The 19,052-nt window shown below is 71.0% G+C and carries 18 protein-coding genes and 1 pseudogene; 14 read left to right on the top strand and 5 right to left on the bottom strand.

Going from position 1 to position 19,052, the window contains the following annotated elements; genetic code table 11:
* Positions 1–385: 385 nt before the first annotated feature.
* Positions 386–898 (bottom strand): annotated as a pseudogene (locus tag FNV62_RS04975) (exonuclease domain-containing protein); the annotation flags it as partial.
* 1,217 nt (positions 899–2,115) lie between these two features.
* Positions 2,116–2,349, bottom strand: a complete 234-nt coding sequence (locus tag FNV62_RS04980) for a chaplin (protein WP_054235275.1) — start codon at positions 2,347–2,349, stop codon at positions 2,116–2,118.
* A 196-nt stretch (positions 2,350–2,545) separates the two neighbouring features.
* Between FNV62_RS04980 and FNV62_RS04985 the strand changes: the two genes are divergently transcribed.
* Complete coding sequence (locus FNV62_RS04985; protein WP_054235274.1) at positions 2,546–2,752, top strand: hypothetical protein; 207 nt, start codon at positions 2,546–2,548, stop codon at positions 2,750–2,752.
* 109 nt (positions 2,753–2,861) lie between these two features.
* Here FNV62_RS04985 and FNV62_RS04990 read toward each other — a convergent pair whose 3' ends face one another.
* The gene (locus FNV62_RS04990) at positions 2,862–3,512 is read right to left on the bottom strand and encodes a DUF4360 domain-containing protein (protein ID WP_054235273.1); all 651 of its coding nucleotides are present in this window, start codon (positions 3,510–3,512) and stop codon (positions 2,862–2,864) included.
* Positions 3,513–3,765: 253 nt separating this feature from the next.
* Entirely contained in the window at positions 3,766–4,338 is a 573-nt protein-coding gene (locus FNV62_RS04995) for a YbhB/YbcL family Raf kinase inhibitor-like protein (RefSeq protein ID WP_144314714.1), read from the bottom strand.
* Between the two features lie 140 nt (positions 4,339–4,478).
* Here FNV62_RS04995 and FNV62_RS05000 point away from each other — a divergent pair, with 140 nt between their 5' ends.
* From FNV62_RS05000 to FNV62_RS05060, 13 genes are all read left to right on the top strand, one after another.
* Positions 4,479–5,021: a hypothetical protein gene (locus tag FNV62_RS05000; RefSeq protein ID WP_144314715.1), complete on the top strand. Its 543-nt coding sequence runs from the start codon at positions 4,479–4,481 to the stop codon at positions 5,019–5,021.
* A gap of 105 nt (positions 5,022–5,126) precedes the next feature.
* Positions 5,127–6,293 carry an acyl-CoA dehydrogenase family protein gene (locus tag FNV62_RS05005; RefSeq protein ID WP_143600054.1) on the top strand — a complete coding sequence of 389 codons (1,167 nt, stop codon included), beginning with the start codon at positions 5,127–5,129 and terminating at the stop codon, positions 6,291–6,293.
* Positions 6,293–7,060, top strand: a complete 768-nt coding sequence (locus FNV62_RS05010) for an SDR family NAD(P)-dependent oxidoreductase (RefSeq protein WP_143654362.1) — start codon at positions 6,293–6,295, stop codon at positions 7,058–7,060. The genes FNV62_RS05005 and FNV62_RS05010 overlap by 1 nt, the downstream gene beginning before the upstream one ends.
* Positions 7,061–7,150: 90 nt before the next feature.
* Positions 7,151–7,909: a FadR/GntR family transcriptional regulator gene (locus FNV62_RS05015; protein ID WP_144314716.1), complete on the top strand. Its 759-nt coding sequence runs from the start codon at positions 7,151–7,153 to the stop codon at positions 7,907–7,909.
* Between the two features lie 107 nt (positions 7,910–8,016).
* A complete protein-coding gene (locus FNV62_RS05020) occupies positions 8,017–8,865 on the top strand; it encodes an enoyl-CoA hydratase/isomerase family protein (protein WP_144314717.1) in 849 nt (282 codons plus the stop codon).
* A gap of 2 nt (positions 8,866–8,867) precedes the next feature.
* On the top strand, positions 8,868–9,860 hold the full coding sequence (locus FNV62_RS05025; protein WP_144314718.1) for an acyl-CoA dehydrogenase family protein: 993 nt from the start codon (positions 8,868–8,870) through the stop codon (positions 9,858–9,860).
* On the top strand, positions 9,857–11,017 hold the full coding sequence (locus FNV62_RS05030) for an acyl-CoA dehydrogenase family protein (RefSeq protein ID WP_144314719.1): 1,161 nt from the start codon (positions 9,857–9,859) through the stop codon (positions 11,015–11,017). The genes FNV62_RS05025 and FNV62_RS05030 overlap by 4 nt, the downstream gene beginning before the upstream one ends.
* 42 nt (positions 11,018–11,059) lie before the next feature.
* Entirely contained in the window at positions 11,060–12,649 is a 1,590-nt protein-coding gene (locus FNV62_RS05035; protein ID WP_144314720.1) for a FadD3 family acyl-CoA ligase, read from the top strand.
* Positions 12,650–12,653: 4 nt separating this feature from the next.
* Positions 12,654–13,841, top strand: coding sequence for a CaiB/BaiF CoA transferase family protein (locus tag FNV62_RS05040; RefSeq protein WP_225900143.1), 1,188 nt, complete (start codon positions 12,654–12,656; stop codon positions 13,839–13,841).
* Positions 13,838–14,674 carry an enoyl-CoA hydratase/isomerase family protein gene (locus FNV62_RS05045; protein ID WP_225900144.1) on the top strand — a complete coding sequence of 279 codons (837 nt, stop codon included), beginning with the start codon at positions 13,838–13,840 and terminating at the stop codon, positions 14,672–14,674. The genes FNV62_RS05040 and FNV62_RS05045 overlap by 4 nt, the downstream gene beginning before the upstream one ends.
* Entirely contained in the window at positions 14,659–15,816 is a 1,158-nt protein-coding gene (locus tag FNV62_RS05050; RefSeq protein WP_144314721.1) for a thiolase family protein, read from the top strand. Before FNV62_RS05045 ends, FNV62_RS05050 begins: the two co-directional genes overlap by 16 nt.
* Before the next feature lie 20 nt (positions 15,817–15,836).
* A complete protein-coding gene (locus FNV62_RS05055) occupies positions 15,837–16,985 on the top strand; it encodes an acyl-CoA dehydrogenase family protein (protein ID WP_143600062.1) in 1,149 nt (382 codons plus the stop codon).
* A gap of 5 nt (positions 16,986–16,990) precedes the next feature.
* Positions 16,991–17,761, top strand: a complete 771-nt coding sequence (locus FNV62_RS05060) for an SDR family NAD(P)-dependent oxidoreductase (RefSeq protein ID WP_144314722.1) — start codon at positions 16,991–16,993, stop codon at positions 17,759–17,761.
* Positions 17,762–17,773: 12 nt separating this feature from the next.
* Here FNV62_RS05060 and FNV62_RS56965 read toward each other — a convergent pair whose 3' ends face one another.
* Complete coding sequence (locus tag FNV62_RS56965) at positions 17,774–19,051, bottom strand: amidohydrolase family protein (protein WP_144314723.1); 1,278 nt, start codon at positions 19,049–19,051, stop codon at positions 17,774–17,776.
* Position 19,052 lies beyond the last annotated feature (1 nt).

Genomic DNA, 19,052 nt, shown 5'->3' on the forward strand with positions numbered 1-19,052 from the left:
GGGCTTTCCGGCCCCCCCGCCGCTTCTGCGTTCCGGCTCGGCAGGATCCGCTAGGAGTGCTGTGACCGGACTTGAGACGACTACGCACCTCATTCTGAAACGGTCGCGCGGGCGGGGGTGAGCCGGCTTCGCCGTGGTCGAAATTCACGGCGAAGGTGCTTTCCCCGCGCAGGCGGGGGTGAGCCGGCGGAGTTGCCGCCGTTCCGTACGAGCGTCATGTCCTCCCTGCGCAGGCGGGTGTCTGTAAGCACTTTCCCACTGCACGGAGTTCTTTTGGCTCCATAGGCGGGCTGGAGGGGGCGTGCGGGGAGGGTATTCGCGCCCCTGTAGCAAGGTGAATCGGCCCCACTTCGATCGGGTGGTTCTGCTGGTCCGGGTGGGTGCGTCAGGCGGGGTGTTCGACCGTGGCCGGCCAGACACCCCGTTCGGACAGGTGGAGCACGAGGGCCGCGATGTTCCAGGCATCGTCCTCGCCCCGGTGGTGACGGCCTTCAAGCCGCCGCCCGGCGATCTCCAGGGCCTGTGCCATGCCGGGACGTTTGCGCAGACCATACGCCTCGGTAAAGACCGCCTTGGCGTTGGTGTAGTGGCGGCCGAAGGGGTAGGGCGTCCGTGTGGCCTGGCACTGCCGGGTGAACTGGTTTCGGTCGTAGTCGCCCCAACTGACCCACGGCCGGGTGCCTGCGCGGTGCTCGGCCGCCAGCAGCTGGCACGCCTCGGCGAAGCTGACCCCCTGATCGACCTCGTGTGGGGTGAGGCCGGTCAGCTCCGTGCAGAACTCGCTAATCGTGGACCTGACGGGCCTCACCAGGGTCCGGTGCCGGGCGAGGCGCTCACCGGCGTCTAGGTCGATGACGGTCAGTCCGATCTCGATGATCTCGCTGACCGCACCAGGCGGCTGGGCCCAGAACCCCCACCGGGACGGGCGGCGCCTCGCCGGGTGGGGGGCAGACTGCCGGGTCGGGGGAAAGATTCCCGGCTCGGATGACGGATCGCGGGGCCTGGTAGCGCTCCACCAGAACCAGTGGCTGCCTGCGGGTGACAGCCCACCGGGACCGGTGGCCGCCTGCCAGAACAGGTGACGGCCCGCCGGGTCTGGGGGCAGCCCGCCGGGTCGGGTGACGGCCCGCCAGGTCGGGTGGCTGCCCGCCGGGATCGATGGCCATCCGCCAGGACGAGCAGCGGCCCGCCGACGCTCGTGGCAATCCGCCAGGACGGATCCTCCTCCGCCAGAACCGATGGCCGTCTGCCAAGACCGGCGACCCGGCACCGAAGCCGTAGCCGTAGCCATAGCCGTACGCCAGATCCGGTCGCCGTCCACCACGTCCGACAGCCGTTCGCCGGAACCGGCGACCGTCCGCCAAATCCGGCAGCCGTCCGCCAAGACCGACGACACACGCCGAAGCCGGTGATCGTCCGCCATGACACATGGCCGACCAGCCTCCGGCACCGGTTCGCCAAGACCGACGACCGTGCGCCATAGCCGGCGGCCGTCCGCCAGGACAGATCCCCCTCCGCCAGGACCGGCGACCCGGCGCCGAAGCCGGAACCGTCCGCCAGAACCAGTCCCCGTCCACCACATCCGGCAGCCGTCCGCCAGAACCGGTAGCCGTCCGCCAAACACCGGCGACCGTGCGCCGACGTCGACGGCCGTCCGCCATGACCGGCAATCGTCCGCCAGAACCGGCAGCCGTCCGCCAAGACCGACGACACACGCCGAAGCCGGTGATCGTCCGCCAGGACCGTTGGCCGACCAGCCTCCGGCACCGGTTCGCCAAAGCCGACGACCGTGCGCCATAGCCGGCGGCCGTCCGCCAGGACAGATCCCCCTCCGCCAGGACCGGCGACCCGGCGCCGAAGCCGGAACCGTCCGCCAGAACCAGTCCCCATCCACCACATCCGGCAGCCGTCCGCCAGAACCGGTAGCCGTCCGCCAAACACCGGCGACCGTGCGCCGACGTCGACGGTCGTCCGCCATGACCGGCAGTCGTCCGCCAAAGCACGAGACCACCCGCTCAAGCCGATCGCCGTCCGCCAAGAAATGGTGGCCGGGAAACGGTGGCCGTCCGCCGGGCAGGGGAAGACCTGCCCGGCGCGGCTCGGCGGTCAGCCGGTTCAGTTGTTCGTGCAGGTGTTCCCCGTGGCCGGGTTCAGCAGACTCAGCAGATCGAGGGAGTTGCCGCAGAGGTTGAGGCCGAGGTCGAGGGGGATCTGGATGACGTTGCCGGACAGGACACCAGGACTGTTCGAGGCGACACCGACCGGGGTGGGGTCGGCGGCGGCGGTCCCGGCGGTGGCCAGCAGGGCCACACCTGCCAGCCCGGCGGCGGCCATCAGACGAATACGCATTACATGCTCCGATCAGTCGCAGGGGTGCGAGTGCTTCCACCATCACCTCCGCGACCGACGACCGACATCGTTGTACGTCCGAATGGGGCGCGGGCACCCCGAACCCTCCCTGAACAGCGTCCGCACGGGGCGTGTCGCGCGGGGTGTGCGGAATGCCCGTAGCGTGAGAACAGGTCAGGTGGAAGAGGGAGAAATCATGCCAACAAGCCAGCCCGATTCGTCCTCACCGTCCGACGACAGGGCGACCCCCGACGCGCTGCTGCACACCGGCTCCGAAGGCCCCGTGACCGCCGAGGACATGGTGCTCGCCGCGGGTCGCGACCTCAGTCCGAAGAACCTCGCCTGGGCCGAGCGCAGGCTGCGGGAGGACGGACCCACAGCCATCGAACGACTGCTTCCCTAGCTCGCCCGGCTACCCGACTACCCGACTACCCGGCCACTCAGTTCGCCGGCTCCACTTGACCGGCTCCGATGCGGCGGAGCCGGTCAAGGTCGTGCCGACGGAGCGGGGGTCAGGAGGCGGGACACTCCTTCCAGGCGAGGTGGTAGATGGTGCTGATGTCACCGTCCGTGGAGTCCATGGTCATGAAACTGCTGCTGCCGGGCGTGGACGTGCCCGCGTTGACCCGCAGCTCGGTGTTGATGTTGAAGTTCCGCTGGACACCACAGGGTGCCCACACCAGTTGGGCCCAGTCGGTGACGTCCGTGGACTGCCAGTTGTCGTTGTAGGGGCCGCGGAAGGGGTGGGTGATGGCCGCCGTGCTCGACGAGCCCTGGAAGTAGTACGAGGCCTTCTCGGAGCTGCTCGCGCCCGACTGGAGTGCGGCGAAGCCGCGGTAGTCCGCGCTGGCGATGGCGTACGTGAAGCCCTGCGGCACGTGGACGATCAGGTTGAGCTGGCAGTTCTTGCGGAAGGCGGTGGGGTCGGAGTTGCCTCCGACCTGGGCGAGGTAGTCGCTGTAGGTGACCGTGAAGGCCGTGTTGTCCGGGGAGACCGCGACGGCGGCGGTTCCCTGCGGGCAGCCGGAGCCGTTCACGGTGGCGACCTTGATGACGATCTTGTCCGGGGGCGGGTCGACGATCCCGGAGGACGGGTCCGGACCCGGTAGTGCGGTGGCGAACAGGGCGGCTATCGCGCCACCCAGAAGCAGCCCACCAGCCATGGTGCTCCAATCCGTTGCGTTGGTGTCTACGGCTGCACGGAACGTGTGCCGCCGTGAATTGGGGGGTGCGGCGCCTCACGCGGACGTGCGGCGCCGTCGCAGACCAGTGCGTTGGATCAAGCGCGGATCGTTGAAGCATGGACATGTCAAGTACATGCCTATGCGACCCCGCCCTGTGAAGGAGCTGTGAAGGCCGGGATCGACCGCATCGTATGTACGCCCGTCACGCTTGGGCAGGGCGATCTCCGGCCATTCAGCCCGTACGTCCGTAGCGCCCGACGAGGGTGCCGGAGCCCACGGTGTGACCGGCCAGCGCGCGCCGTACGGCGTCGACGGTGGCATCCCCGGGAAGGTCCAGCCTCACGTCGGCGGCGAGGACCGAGAAGACGTAGTGGTGGGGTTTGCCCGCGGGCGGGCAGGGACCGCCGTAGCGGCGCTGCCCGAAGCCGTTGCGGCCCTGCACGGCGCCCTTCGGGACGGCGCCCGCACCCAGCGTCGTCTCGTGCGGGTCGACGCCCCACATGAGCCAGTGCACGAAGGTGCCGGACGCGGCGTCCGGGTCCTCGGCCAGCACGACCAGCTCGGCCGCGCCACCCGGCACACCGGAGAGGCGCAGCGGCGGGGACACGTTCGCACCGTCGCAGGTGAAACGGCGTGGGACGGTGCCGCCGTCCCCGAAGGCCGGGCTCGTCACCGCGATCGCCGCCGAGGCGCCCGGCGTCGGTGCCGCGGACGCGGCGGGTGTCCTCGAGGCGCCCCCGCACCCCGCGGTGAGGGCCACCACGGCTGCCGTCACGACGGATCCGAGCCAGTTCCCACGGCGCATGTCCGCCACGTTAGCGCCGGGCGTGCGGCCCGGGTGGGCACCCGGGCCGCACGACTCCGCTCCCCCGGCGTCGGGCGGCGCGCTCCGGGAATCCCGCGCCGCCTCACCGCTCCCTGCGCGCCCCTGCGACACTGAAGGGCATGGAGTCCCGACACCTCAGAATCGGCCGCCGTCGCATCTGGATGCTCAGCGGGGCCTGCCTGCTCGTGCTCGGCCCGATCGGCTACTTCCTCGGTGGCTGGATTCCTCTTACCGCGCTCACCGTCTCCCTCCTCGCGGCCACCACCATGGCCCACTGGAAGGCCGCCTCCTGGCTCGGACCCGCCATCGCGCGGGGACAGCGGGAGAGCCGCCGGGACGTGGCGACCTTCTGCGTGGTCATCGCGGTCAGCGGCTACGCCCAGCCCCCGGCGCGGCCCGCACCCACCGCCGAGGAACTGGCGGCGCTGCGTCTGGAGGCGTACCGGGCCGCGGCGCACGACGACCTCGCCGAGGATCTCCGGGGCCTGGCGGCCGACGCGCTGGCCGCCGCCGACACCGCGCACACCGAGGACACCCCGGTGGCCTGGCGGGCGGCACGCGCGAGCGCCGAGCACCTGGCGCACTCCGCGCAGGAGGGCAACCCGTACGTACGCCGGCTCCTCATCCAGTGGGTCGAGGGCAACCCGGCCGCGGACCGCTAGGACAGGTCGCACACGCTCACAGAGGGTCGCCGCATCCACACTGTACTTACGGTCTGACCTTTGTTATGTTTCGCAGATATCAAAGCTGCGGAGGGGTCCCACATCGTGGACTTTGAGCTGACCGAAGATCAGGAAACCATCCGCAAGGCAGTCGTCGGGCTCCTGCGCGACTTCGACGACCGGTACTGGATGGAGAAGGACCGGGACCACCGGTTTCCCGAGGAGTTCTACGCCGCCGTCGCGAACGGCGGGTGGCTGGGGCTCACCATTCCGGAGGAGTACGGCGGTCACGGTCTCGGCATCACCGAGGCCACGCTGCTGCTCGAGGAAGTGGCGCGATCCGGCGGCGGGATGAACGCCGCGAGCTCGATCCACATGTCGATCTTCGGAATGCAGCCCGTGGTGGTGCACGGCTCCGAGGAACTCAAGCGGCGCACGCTCCCCCGCGTCGCCACCGGCGATCTCCACGTCTGCTTCGGGGTGACCGAGCCGGAGGCCGGCCTGGACACGACGAGCATCACGACCTTCGCCCGGCGGGACGGTGACCACTACGTCGTCAACGGCCGCAAGGTGTGGATCTCCAAAGCCGTGGAGTCCGAGAAGATCCTGCTGCTGACCCGCACCACGAAGGTCGACGAGGTCGCCAGGCGGACCGACGGAATGACGCTGTTCCTCACCGACCTGGACCGCGACCGGATCGACGTGCGCCCCATCCCGAAGATGGGCCGCAACGCCGTCACCTCGAACGAGTTGTTCATCGACGACTTGCGCGTACCGGTCGAGGACCGGGTGGGCGAGGAGGGTCAGGGGTTCCGCTACCTCCTCGACGGACTCAATCCGGAGCGCATGCTGATCGCCGCCGAGGCACTCGGGATCGGCAGGGTGGCGCTGGAGAAGGCCGTGAGCTACGGCAACGAGCGCGTGGTGTTCGGCAGGCCGATCGGCATGAACCAGGCCATCCAGTTCCCGCTCGCGGACTCGCTCGCCCGGCTGGACGCGGCCGAGCTGATCCTGCGCAAGGCGACCTGGCTCTACGACAACGGCCGGCCGTGCGGGCGTGAGGCGAACACCGCCAAGTACCTCTGCGCGGACGCCGGATTCACCGCCGCCGACCGGGCCCTGCAGACCCATGGCGGCATGGGCTACTCCGAGGAATACAACGTGGCCCGCTACTTCCGCGAGGCCCGTCTGATGAAGATCGCGCCGATCAGTCAGGAAATGATCCTGAACTATCTGGGATCGCACACTCTGGGAATGCCGAGGAGCTATTGATGGCCGACAACACCGGTCTGTTCGATCTCAGTGGACGATCGGCCCTGGTCACCGGCGCCGCGGGGGGCATCGGTTCCGCGGTCGCCCAGGCGCTCGCGCACGCCGGGGCGGCGGTGCTCGTCACCGACGTCGACGGGGCGGCGGCCGCGGCGGTCGCCGAGAAGATCTCCGCGGCCGGCGAGCGGGCGGACAGTGCCGTACTGGACGTACGGGACCGCGCGTCCGCCGACGCGGCGATGGCCCGGGCGGCGGCGCTGACCGGCGGGAAGCTGCACATCCTCGTCAACAACGCCGGAATCATCGCGCCGGACATGTTCGAGAACCTCCAGGAGGAGGCGTTCCGCCGGATCGTCGACATCCACCTGATGGGCGCCTTCCACTGCGCCCAGGCCGCGCTGCCGTACCTGCCCACGGACGGCACGGGGCGGATCATCAACGTCACCTCGTCGGCCGGCATCGTCGGCACCCTCGGCCAGGTGAACTACTCGGCGGCCAAGGCGGGCATCATCGGCCTGACGAAGTCCCTGGCGCGTGAACTGGCGCGCAAGCAGATCAAGGTCAACGCGCTCGCGCCACTGGCCGCGACGCCGATGACGGAGACGATCCGCACCGACAAGAAGTTCGCGGACGCGATGCTCGCCCGGATCCCGCTGGGACGCTGGGCCGAGCCCGAGGAGATCGCCGGAGGCTTCGTCTTCCTCGCCTCGGACGCCGCCTCCTTCGTCACCGGGCAGGTGCTGCCCGTAGACGGCGGCATGGTCATGTGACCCGCGGCCGCGGCTCGTGGTGGCCATGAGCATCCGTACTATGCTGAATGATTCAACCAAAGCAGTGGCATCGGTCCCAGGAGTACGTACATGCCCGGTAGGTCTCACCCGCGCTTCGACGCCCTGACGGTTCCGAAGGCGTCGGACGTGCTGGCGTCGGAGGTACGTGAGCGCATTCTCTCCGGCGAGTTCACCGAGGGCATGGCGCTGCCGCCGGAGCGTCAACTCGTCGAGCAGACGGGGCTGAGCCGCGCCACGGTACGGGAGGCGCTGCGGATCCTCGAGGTGGAGAAGCTGCTCCAGATCAGGCCGGGCCGCGGCGGCGGGGCCTTCGTGCACCGGCCGGGCCGTGAATCGCTCGCCAGTACCGTGCAGTTGGTCATCCGCGGGCAGCGGATCCGGCTGGAGGCGCTGCACGAGACGCGGGAGGCGATCGAGCCCACGTGTGCCGCGCTGGCGGCGGTGCGCCGCACCGACCGCGACCTCGACGAACTGGACGCGGCCCAGCGGGATCTCGTCGAGGCCGGGGACGACATCCCGCGCTTCCTGCGGGCGAACATCGACTGGCACAGCGCGGTGGCGAGGGCCAGCGACAACGAACTCCTGATCGGGTTCATGAGCGCGCTCTCGCAGTCGATCTACGCCGCCACGAACCTCGAACAGTTCATGGACGCCGAGATCCGCTCGATCACCGCCCGCGCGCACGCGAAGATCACCGACGCGATCCGCGACCAGGACGGCCCGGCGGCGATGCGGCGCATGGCGCGCCATGTGTGCGGATTCGCCGACGCGGCCGCGCGGGTGGACCGGCGGGGCCAGGTGGAACTGTCCGGGCCCACCGAGGGCTGACTCCCGCGAGCCCGAGGCGGGCCTCCCCGGATCATTGACGGCCATTCGGTCTGACCTTTAATATCATCTGAGGTTGGGGCGACTGAGGCACTGGAGATGGGGTCCCCATGGGCGAGGTCAGCTCCGTCATCACCGTCGAGGCGGACGGCGACATCCGTATCGTCACGCTCAACAGGCCCGAGCGGCTGAACGGCGTGTCCGAGGAGCTCCACCGCCGACTGGCCGACGTCTGGCGGGAGTTGGCGGACGATCCCGGCGCACGGGCCGTCGTCCTCACCGGCGCGGGCCGGGCGTTCAGCGCGGGCGGCGACTTCGAGCACCTGCGGCGCCACCACGGCGATCCGGAGCTGCGCGAGCGGTCGATCCGGCTCGACCGCAGCATCCAGACGGCGATGATCCGCTTCCCGCTGCCCATCGTCGCGGCGGTCAACGGCCCCGCGGTCGGGCTGGGTTGCAGCTTGGCCCTGGGCTGCGACCTGGTCCTGATGGCGGAGGACGCCTACCTCGCCGACCCCCATGTCTCGGTCGGCCTGGTGGCGGGCGACGGCGGGGTGACCCTCTGGCCCCTGCTCACCAGCCTGCTCCGCGCGAAGGAGTACCTCTTCACCGGCGACCGCATTCCGGCCGCCACGGCGGTCGAACTGGGCCTGGCGAACCGCACCGTTCCCCCCGAGGACCTGCAGAAGGAGGCCCTCGCGCTGGCCCGGCGGCTGGCGGCCCAGCCGGCCGAGGCGCTGCGCGCCACCAAGATGGCCCTCGCCGTGGTGGTCGAGCAGGTGTCCCGGGGCGGCATGGAGGCGGCGCTGATGGCCGAGCGGGCGACCATGACCAGCCCCGACCACATCCGGATCGTCGAGGAGTTGGCATCCCGCGCCCGGCGCCGGCCGACCGACGCCGATGCCGGGGCCGGGGCCGGGGCCGGGGCCGGGGCCGGGGCCGGGGCCGGGGAGGACTGACGGTGGAGGCCGAGGAGTTCCTGCTCGTGCGGGACATGTTCCGCACGTTCGCCGCACGGTTTCGGATCGGCTCGGCCGACGAGGTGAAGCCGACCGCGCGCACCGCCGCGCAGGAGGCGCTCGGCGAACTGGGTCTCGCCGAACTGCGCCGCTCCTCACCCCCGGCCGCCACCGTCCAGGAGTGCGCCCTGCTCGCCGAGGAACACGGCCGGCAGCCCCTGACCACCTCCCTGGTCGGCACCGTGCTCCTCGCCCCGGAACTACTGCGACTCCTTGAGCGGGCCGAGCCCTCGGCCCACGGCGGGACACCGACGATCGCCCTCGGCCACGACCTGCGCTTCCCGGACTCCGCTCCGGACTCCTCCCCGTCCCGGCTCCTCGCCTGGGACTGCGAGGGAGCGGACAGCGCGCTGTGCGTCACACCCGACGGAACGGTGACCGCCCTCGCACTCGGCGCGACCGCACCGGGCATCGATCTCCTGCGCGGCATCCGCTCGGTGTCGCCCGAGTCGCCCGCACGGGTCCTCGGCCGGCTCGACGCACAGGAGTACCGGCACTGGCAGGCCTACGCGCTCGTCATGGTGAGCAGTGAACTCGTCGGCGCGGCGGGGTCGTTCGTCCGGCTGAGCGTGGAGTACGCACGGGAGCGCCGTCAGTACGGGCGGGCGGTCGGCTCGTTCCAGGCGGTCCAGCATCTGCTCGCCGACGCGACGGTCCTCGTCGATGCCTGCACCAGTGCCACCCGGTACGCCGCGTGGTGCCTGGACAACGAGTCGTCCACGAGGGCCCTGACGGCCGCGCGCGTCGCCAAGGCCGAGGTGAACACGTCGGCCCTCGACGCGGTGTACACGGGCATGCAGGTCTTCGGTGGTATCGCCCAGACCTGGGAGCACGTCGCGCACCTGTACCTCCGCAAGGTCCGCCTGGGCGCCATGACGCTGGCGTCGACGGCCGACCTCCTGACGACGCTGGCCCAGCCGGAGCTGACCCGATGACCGACACGCCCCTGGACTTCGGCGACCCCGCGGACCTCGACCGGCTGCGCCGTCGGTTCCGTGCCTGGCTGGCCGACCACCCGCTGCCCGAACGCCTCCCGGACGAGCCGGTCCCGGTCTTCCTCCACCGGTGGCACCGCCTGCTGTACTCGGGCGGCTGGGTGGGCCTCGACGTCCCCGTCCGGTACGGCGGCCAGGGCCTGAGCGCGCTGCACCAGGTCGCCATCAGCGATGAACTCGGCGCCTGTCACGCCCCCGGAGTCCCCCGGATCGGCTATCTCGCCCACGCGCTCCTGGAGTTCGGCTCCGAGGAGCAGCGCCGGCGGTGGCTGCCGCGCATGCTCGCCGGTGACGACGTGTGGTGTCAGGGCTTCAGCGAGCCGGGAGCCGGATCGGACCTCGCGGGGATGAGCACGGTCGCGACCCCGCACGAGGACCACTACACCGTACGGGGGCAGAAGCTCTGGACCAGCTACGCGCAGTACTCCGGTCTGTGCCTGCTGCTCGCGAGGACCGACCGGTCGGCGCCCGCGCACCGGTCGATCTCGGCGTTCGCCCTGCCGCTGGACCGGCCGGGCGTGACGGTACGGCCGCTCAGGGCGGCGAACGGCGACGACGAGTTCTGCGAGCTGTTCCTCGACGACGTACGCGTCGCCCGCTCCGAGCGCATCGGCGCCGAGGGCGACGGCTGGCCACTGGCCATGACGACGGTGTCGTACGAGCGCAACGCCCTGGACACCGGACACCTCTCGAAGTACGGGCTGCTCGTCGAACGGCTGCGGCGCACCGCCCGGGAACGCCGGGCAGACTTCCCTGACGGGCTGCTGTCCGAGATCGGCCGGTGCTTCGTGGACTACGAGGTCCTGGTGGCGCACGCCCGGCGGCGCACAGCCGAGCGGCTGGGCGGACAGCTCGCCGGACCGGAGTCGTCCATCGACAAGCTGCTGATGACCAGGACCGAGCAGCGGCTCTACGAGACGGCCCTCAAGGTCTTCCCCGAAGAACAACTCCGGGGCGAGGGCGAGGAGCGCGCGGGGGCGAGCGAGCTCTTCGGGGACTACCTCTATTCCAGAGCCGCGTCCGTGTACGGCGGAACGTCGCAGATCCAGCGCAACATCATCGCGAAACGGGTCCTGGGTCTGCCGTCCGGCGACTAGCACCTGGATCAGCGGGATTTCATGTCCGATGGGAGTTCACCCGTGCGATACGACCTCGAATACCGGAGCATTCCCCATGTGATCAGGGTTGCCGCCAAGCAATTCGCGGACGCGCCGGCCCTCGTCGACGAGAGTAGCCGGTGGAGTTTCCGTGAGTTGGAGCACCACATGGTCCGGGCCGTGAAGGCCGCCGTCGCGCTGGGGGTCGAGCCGGGGGACCGTGTCGGTCTGTGCGCTCCGAACTCCGCCGAGTGGATCCTGGCCGCGCTCGGCATCCAGGGCGCCGGGGGCATCGTGGTGCCGCTCAACACGAGGTTCAAGGCACAGGAGATCGCCTACATTCTGCGCAGGTCCGGAGCGAAGGCCGTCTTCGCCTCGTCCTTCCTCGGCCATGACTACATAGCCGGGTTGAGGAACGCCGATCCGGATCTGCCCGCGTTGCGCAGGACGGTGTCGATTCTCGGCCCGCAGGGGGCGGCGGAACTCGCCTGGGAGGACTTCCTTCGCGCGGGAGAGGCCGACTCGTCGTCCACGGCCCACGACTTGATCGACCGGCTGACTCCGGACGACGTGTCCGACGTGATGTTCACCTCCGGCACCACCGGCCATCCCAAGGGCGTCGTGCTGACCCATGGACAGTCCCTGCGCGCCTATGGCTGGATGTCCGAGGAATACACGTTCACGCATTCCGACAGCTTTCTGATCATCCCGCCGTTCTTCCACTGCTTCGGTTACAAGGCGGGGTGGCTCGCTTCCCTGATCCACGGTGTGAAGGTCGTCCCCATGCGCACCTTCGACGCGGGGCGGGCGCTCGAGATCATCGGCCGGGAACGGGTCAGTATTCTCCTGGGGCCTCCGACCATTTTCCAGGACCTGGTCAACCATCCGGACCGTTCCGCGTTCGACCTTTCCTCACTGCGGGTGTCCATGACGGGCGGCACCACCATTCCGGAATCGCTGATCCGCGCCATGAAGTCGGAACTGTCCTTCGACATCGTGATGAGCGCGTACGGGCTGACGGAGTCGACCGCGTTGGTGACGACCACCCGGATCGGGGACTCGGAGGAGACGGTCGCGCGGACCACGGGACGGACCATCCCGGACGTCGAGGTGAGCATCGTCGACGACCGGGGCGTGGCCGTTCCCACCGGGCAGGACGGCGAGGTCCTGGTACGCGGCTACAACGTCACGCGCGGGTACTGGGACGACCCCGAGGCCACCGCCGCGGCCGTCGACGCCGAGGGCTGGCTGCACACCGGTGATGTCGGGCGCCTCGACGAGAGGGGGAACCTCGCCATCGTCGACCGAAAGAAGGACCTGTACATCGTCGGCGGTTTCAACGCCTATCCGGCCGAGATAGAGAAGCTGCTGCTCGGGAACGAGGCCGTCGAGCAGGCCGCCGTCATCGGAGTGCCGGACGAGCGTCTCGGTGAGGTCGGCTGCGCGTTCCTCGTCGTGAGACCGGGCCACCGGCTCACCGAGGCCGACGTCGTCGCGTGGGCACGCGAGAACATGGCCAACTTCAAGGTCCCCCGGCATGTCCGGTTCGTCGACGCGCTGCCGCGCAACGCCAGTCAGAAGGTGCTGAAGGACGGGCTGCGGCGCGATTGGAGCAAGCCGAGTGACAACTGATCGTGTGGACACGCCAGGACATGGCTCGGCCGGTCCCCTCGCGGGCATCACCGTGGTGACCCTGGAGCAGGCGGTGTCGGCTCCCATGTGCACCCGCACGCTGGGTGACTTCGGAGCGCGGGTGATCAAGGTGGAGAACCCCCGGGGCGGCGACTTCGCCCGGCATTACGACGACGTGGTGGGCGGCCTCGCTGCCCATTTCGTCTGGCTCAACCGGGGCAAGGAGTCGGTGGCCCTGGACCTCAAGTCCCCGGCCGGGATGGCGGTGCTGCGCCGGCTGCTCGACCGCGCCGACGTCCTGGTCTCCAACCTCGCGCCCGGCGCGACCGCGAAACTCGGCATCGCCCCGGCCGACCTGGCCGTGAGTCATCCCGGGCTCATCGCGGTGGAGATCGACGGGTACGGGCCCGGCGGGCCGCTCTCCCACAAGCGCGCCTACGACCTGCTGGTCCAGGCCGAGTCGGGGGCGTGCGCGACCACGGGCCGGCCGGGCGCGCCGGCCAAGGCGGGACCGCCGATGGCCGATGTGAGCACCGGCCTGTACGCCGCCCTGTCGATCATGGCGCTGCTCTGCGGGAAGGAGCGCGGCCGGGTGCAGGGGCCCACGTCCGCCGCGGTCAGCCTGTTCGACACCATGACGGAGTTGATGGGCTATTCGCTGACCTACACCCGGCACACGGGCGTGGACCAGGAGCCGAAGGGCATGGGCTCGCCCGCGGTGGCGCCGTACGGTGCCTATCCCACGGCCGACGGTCACACCGTCGTCCTCGGCACCACCAACGACGGCGAGTGGCAGCGGCTCGCGCGTGAGCTGCTCGGCCGCCCGGACCTGGCGGACGACGAGCGCTTGCGGAGCAACTCCGGCCGGGTCGCGCACAGTGAGGTCCTCGACGCGGAGATCGGCGCCTGGTGCGCGCGTCATGATCTGGCGTACGTCCAGGACCGTGCGGATGCCGCGGGGATAGGGAACTCCCGCTACAACACCCCGAGCGACGTCGTCGCGCACCCGCATCTGACGGCCCGCGACCGCTGGCGCGAGATCGACACGCCGGGCGGTCCGGTGCCCGCGCTGCTGCCGCCCCCGGTCATCTCCGGCTACGAGCAGCCGATGGGGCCGATCCCGGCCCTCGGCGAACACACCGCGGCCGTCCTCGCCGAGCTGGGGATCGGCGCCGACGGGGAGTCGCTGTGAGCGAGGAGCCGGTGCTGCTCCGCGACGACTCGGGCGGCGTACGGACGCTGACGCTGAACCGTCCGCACCGCAGGAACGCGATCGACGAGGAGTTGTGGCGCGCCCTGCGGGACGCGCTCACGGACGCGGGGAACGATCGGTCCGTACGGGCACTCGTGCTGACCGGGGCCGGTGGCGCGTTCTGCTCCGGCGCGGACATCTCGGGGGGACTCAGTGCCGCGCACCCCATGTACCGGATGCGCACCCTGAGCGAAGTGACCCTGCTGCTGCACGAGTTGCCCGTCCCGACCGTCGCCAGGGTCAGCGGGGTGGCGGTCGGCGCGGGCTGGAACCTGGCGCTCGGGTGCGATCTGGTGGTCGCCACTCCCGAGGCGCGGTTCTCGCAGATCTTCGCGCGGCGCGGGCTGTCCCTCGACTGCGGGGGATCCTGGCTGTTGCCGAGGCTCGTGGGTCTGCAGCAGGCCAAACGGCTCGCGCTGCTCGCCGAGACGATCGACGCCGAGGAGGCGCGGTCGCTGAACCTGGTGACGTGGGTGGTGCGCGCGGAGGAGATCGACGACTTCGTGGCGCGCCTCGGCGCGAGGCTGGTGGCGGGCGCCCCGGTGGCCCTCGCCCAGAACAAGGCGCTGCTGAACGAGGGGGCCGACCGCACCCTGCGGGACGCGCTCGCGAACGAGGCGCGGGCCCAGGCCGTCAACTTCGCCACGGCGGACGTCCCGGAGGCGTACTCCGCGTTCAAGGAGAAGCGCACGCCGGTCTTCACGGGCCGCTGGGCGGTGGCGAGTTGGAGGCCATCTCAACGACCGGAAGGGTCGCCATGCGGGAAGCAGTGATCGTGGAGGCGGTCCGTACCGCCGTCGGCAAGCGCGACGGCGGGCTGTCGGGCATGCACGCCGCCGACCTCTCCGCGGTCGTCCTGGCCGCGCTCGTCGAGCGGACGGGCATCGATCCGGAGGTCGTCGACGACGTGATCTGGGGCTGTGTCTCCCAGGTCGGGGACCAGTCGAGCAATATCGGACGCTATGCGGTGCTGGCCGCGGGCTGGCCCGAGAGCATCCCGGGGACCACGGTCAACCGGGCCTGCGGATCGAGCCAGCAGGCGCTGGACTTCGCCGCGCAGGCGGTCATGTCCGGCCAGCAGGACGTCGTCGTGGCGGGCGGGGTCGAGGTGATGAGCCGGGTGCCGCTCGGCTCCGCGCGCTCCACCGGCATGCCGTACGGTCCGCAGGTCCTCACCCGTTACCAGGACTTCTCCTTCAACCAGGGCGTCTCCGCCGAGAAGATCGCGCAGAAGTGGGGCTTCGCTCGGGAGCGGCTCGACGCGTTCTCGGCGCTGTCGCACGAGCGGGCCGCGGCGGCGCAGGACGCCGGTGCCTTCGAGGCCCAGATCTCCGCCGTGTCGACCGAGGGGGCGACGACCGTGACCCTCGACGAGGGCATCCGGCGGGGTACGAGCGTCGAGACCCTCGCCAAGCTCAGGCCGGCGTTCACCGAGGAGGGTGTGATCCACGCGGGCAACGCCTCGCAGATCTCCGACGGGTCGGCGGCGCTGCTGGTGACGACACCGCAGAAGGCGCGCGAGCTGGGGCTGACGCCGCTCGTGCGCTACCGCGCGGGTGTGGTCACCGGCTCCGACCCGGTGCTCATGCTCACCGGTCCGATCCCCGCGACCGAGAAGGTGCTGCGGAAGGCGGGCGTGGGCCTGCCGGAGGTCGGCGTCTTCGAGGTGAACGAGGCCTTCGCGCCCGTACCCCTGGCCTGGCTCGCCGAGACCGGCGCGGACCCCGCGCTGCTCAATCCGCTGGGCGGCGCGATCGCGCTCGGCCATCCGCTGGGCGCGTCGGGGGCCGTGCTGATGACCCGCATGGTCCACCACATGCGGGACCACGGGATCCGCTACGGCCTGCAGACCATGTGCGAGGGCGGCGGCACCGCCAACGCGACCCTCGTAGAGCTCGTATCCCCCGCATCCTGAGCACCCTCACGGAGGACGTCGTGCGCCGAGAACTCCTCACCGCCGACCACGAAGCGTTCCGGCAGCTCGTCCGGGAGTTCGTGGCCAAGGAGGTGGTCCCCCACTACACGGAGTGGGAGCACGCGGGCCGGCTGCCGCGCGAGCTCTTCGAGAAGCTCGGCTCACTCGGAGTACTGGGCATGTCCATACCCGAGGCGTACGGCGGAGCGGGCCTGCGCGACTACCGCTACAACGTCGTGCTCCAGGAGGAGGCGGCCCGCGCCCTGGTCACGCTCGGCACGGTACGCACCCAACTCGACGTCGTCCTGCCGTACTTCCTCGCGTACGCCGACGAGCACCAGCGTGAGCGCTGGTTCCCCGGCCTCGCGGCGGGCCGGCTCCTGACCGCCGTCGCCATGACCGAACCGGGCACGGGCTCCGATCTCGCGGGCATCCGCACCACCGCCGTACGCGACGGGGACACCTACGTCCTCAACGGGGCCAAGACGTTCATCACGGGCGGTCTCCTCGCCGACCTGGTGATCGTGGTGGCGCGCACGTCGACCGATCCGGGCGACCGGCGGGCGGGCCTGACCCTGCTGGTCGTGGAGGACGGCATGCCCGGGTTCGCGCGCGGCCGGGTGCTCGACAAGATGGGCATCAAGGTGCAGGACACGGTGGAGTTGTCCTTCGACGAGGTGCGGGTCCCGGTCGCCAACCGGCTCGGCGAGGAGGGTGCGGCCTTCGGCTATCTCGGCCACAACCTTCCCCAGGAGCGGATGACGGTGGCGGTCGGCTCGGTCGCGCAGGCGAAGGCGGCACTCGAGACGACCCTCGCGTACGTCAAGGAGCGGCAGGTGTTCGGGACCCCGGTCGCCTCCTTCCAGAACACGAAGTTCGAACTCGCCGCGGTGGCCGCCGAGATCGAGGCCGCGCAGACGATGCTCGACCGCGCGGTGCGCGAGCTCGTCGACGGCGACCTCTCCGGCGCGGACGCGGCCAAGGTCAAACTGTTCTGCACGGAGATGCAGGCACGCGCGGTCGACCGCTGTCTGCAACTCTTCGGTGGGTACGGGTACATCCTGGAGTACCCCATCGCCCGGCTGTACGCGGATGCGCGCATCACCCGCATCTACGCCGGCACGAGCGAGGTCATGAAGGTCATCATCGCCAAATCCCTGGGACTGTGAGCAGCATGGCGGACTTCTCCAGCAGGACCGGCGTCGCGTTCGTCGCGGGCGGCACCGGCGGCATCGGCGCGGCCGTCGTACGCATGCTGGCCGAGCGCGGCAGCGACGTGGCGTTCACCTACCGCTCCAGCCAGGCCGGGGCCGACGCCCTGGCGGCCGAGGTGAAGGCGTACGGGCGCCAAGTCCTCGCGCTGCGCCTCGACCTGGGCGACGAGCGGGCCACGGCGGAGGCGGTCACCGAGGCGTCCGACGCCTTCGGGGGCCTGCACACGCTGGTGTACGCGGCGGGCCCGCATGTGCCGATGGTGCACCTCAGCAAGGTGACGCCGGGTCAGTATCGGGCCCAACTCGACGCGGACGCGGTGGCGTTCTTCAACCTCGTCCATCCCGCGCTGCCCCGGCTGCGGGAGACGCGGGGCTCCATCGTCGCCGTCACCACCGTGGCCACCCGACGGTTCCCCGTGCGCGACGGGCTGTCGTCGGGTACGAAGGGGGCGGTCGAGGCGGTGGCGCGGGCGCTGGCCGCCGAGGAGGGCCGCTACGGGGTCCGCGTGAACTGCGTCGGCCCCGGCATGCTGACCGACGGCATCGCCGCCCGTCTGATCAGCTCCGGCGAACTCGACACGGCGGCCCTGGACATCACCCGGCGCAACATCCCGCTGCGCCGTTTCGGCGAGGCGAAGGACATCGCGGAGGCGGTGGCGTTCCTCGCCTCGGACCGAGCCGGTTTCATCACCGGGCAGGCGCTGGGGGTGGACGGCGGGTACAGCGTCTAGTGGCCCGGGAGTTCACTCCGGCGGCGTGATCCGCCGTCCGCCGACGAACGTCGCGCGTACGACGTCGGCGGACATGAGGTCGAGGGCTTCCTTCAGCGGTACGTGGAGGAGGCACAGGTCGGCGACCGACCCGACCGCCAACCGCCGTACCCGGGAGGCGTGTTGGGGCTCTCCCGCGAACAGGTCCAGCGCCGCGCGCCGGGCCACCGCCTCGCCACCGGACCGCTCGACGGCCGCGCGCATCACCGCCCAGGGGTCGGCACTCCCGTACGGCGCGTCGGTCCCGGCGGCGAGCGGAATCCCCGCCTCGGCCAGGGACCGGCAGCGGTACAGGTGGGCCTGGTCGTCCGGGTCCACATCGGTCGCGTACTCCCGTCCCCGCTCCACGGGAAAGTGCGGCTGCGTCACGACCGTCACGCCGAGCCGCGCGAGCCAGGGCATCGTCTCGGCCGGGATCACCGACCCGTGCTCGATCCGGTCGCCCGCGACCGGCCCGGTCTCCTCCAGGGCGAGCAGCGTCACGAGCAACTGCACCCGGGTCACGCAGTGCACGGCCACCGGGCGGGGCCGCACGGCCGCCACGGATGCCGCCAGCTCACCCGGCGTCGGCAGGGTCGCGTCGTCGAGCAGGAACTTCACCGGCGCGTCGCCGATCCCCATCACGACGAGCCGCTGCGGCAGTACCGACAGCAACTCCGGCAGGTCCTGGCCCGGATGCGGATCCGCGTTCGTGAACCCGGTGATCCCGTACGCCGCGGCGCGGGCTCCCACGCCGCGCAGATCCAGCCGTACGGGCGGGGTGAACCCGCGCAGCCGCTCGTCCTCCCGCCAGAACCGCCCGTCGCCCCCGTCGCCGCCGAGGCCCCCGCCGTCCAGCCCGGCGGCCCGGAGTGCGGCGCTGTTCCACACCCACAGCGCCCCGCTGCGCTGCTGGACGCGCACCGGCCGATCCGGCGCGAAGTCGTCCAGCACCCACCGGTCGAGCTCCCCCGCGACACTCTCGTGGTAGCCGACGGCCCGCACCCACTCCCCCGGCGGCCCGCTCCGCAGGGCCCCCACCAGTCCGTCCCTGTCGCCCGCCTCCGCCGGACCGACCCGCACCGACGCGGCCTCGGCCGCCAGCGCCGCCAGGTGTACGTGGTGGTCGTGCAGACCGACCAGCAACGCGCCGCCCCGGCCGTCGACATCGCCGCGCCGCGCCCCCGGTCGGCCGATCCCCACGACCCGTCCTCCCCCGAGGCGCACGTCCACCCGGCCGTACCCCTCGACCTCCACGTCCGTGATCAGCACG

Source organism: Streptomyces sp. RLB3-17 (assembly GCF_007113425.2).
GTDB classification, from domain to species: Bacteria; Actinomycetota; Actinomycetes; order Streptomycetales; family Streptomycetaceae; genus Streptomyces; species Streptomyces mirabilis_D.

Coding starts and splice junctions, on each gene's coding strand:
- FNV62_RS04980 (WP_054235275.1), bottom strand. CDS start 2,349: ATGCGTATTCGTCTGATGGCCGCCGCCGGGCTGGCAGGTGTGGCCCTG.
- FNV62_RS04985 (WP_054235274.1), top strand. CDS start 2,546: ATGCCAACAAGCCAGCCCGATTCGTCCTCACCGTCCGACGACAGGGCG.
- FNV62_RS04990 (WP_054235273.1), bottom strand. CDS start 3,512: ATGGCTGGTGGGCTGCTTCTGGGTGGCGCGATAGCCGCCCTGTTCGCC.
- FNV62_RS04995 (WP_144314714.1), bottom strand. CDS start 4,338: ATGCGCCGTGGGAACTGGCTCGGATCCGTCGTGACGGCAGCCGTGGTG.
- FNV62_RS05000 (WP_144314715.1), top strand. CDS start 4,479: ATGGAGTCCCGACACCTCAGAATCGGCCGCCGTCGCATCTGGATGCTC.
- FNV62_RS05010 (WP_143654362.1), top strand. CDS start 6,293: ATGGCCGACAACACCGGTCTGTTCGATCTCAGTGGACGATCGGCCCTG.
- FNV62_RS05015 (WP_144314716.1), top strand. CDS start 7,151: ATGCCCGGTAGGTCTCACCCGCGCTTCGACGCCCTGACGGTTCCGAAG.
- FNV62_RS05020 (WP_144314717.1), top strand. CDS start 8,017: ATGGGCGAGGTCAGCTCCGTCATCACCGTCGAGGCGGACGGCGACATC.
- FNV62_RS05030 (WP_144314719.1), top strand. CDS start 9,857: ATGACCGACACGCCCCTGGACTTCGGCGACCCCGCGGACCTCGACCGG.
- FNV62_RS05050 (WP_144314721.1), top strand. CDS start 14,659: ATGCGGGAAGCAGTGATCGTGGAGGCGGTCCGTACCGCCGTCGGCAAG.
- FNV62_RS05060 (WP_144314722.1), top strand. CDS start 16,991: ATGGCGGACTTCTCCAGCAGGACCGGCGTCGCGTTCGTCGCGGGCGGC.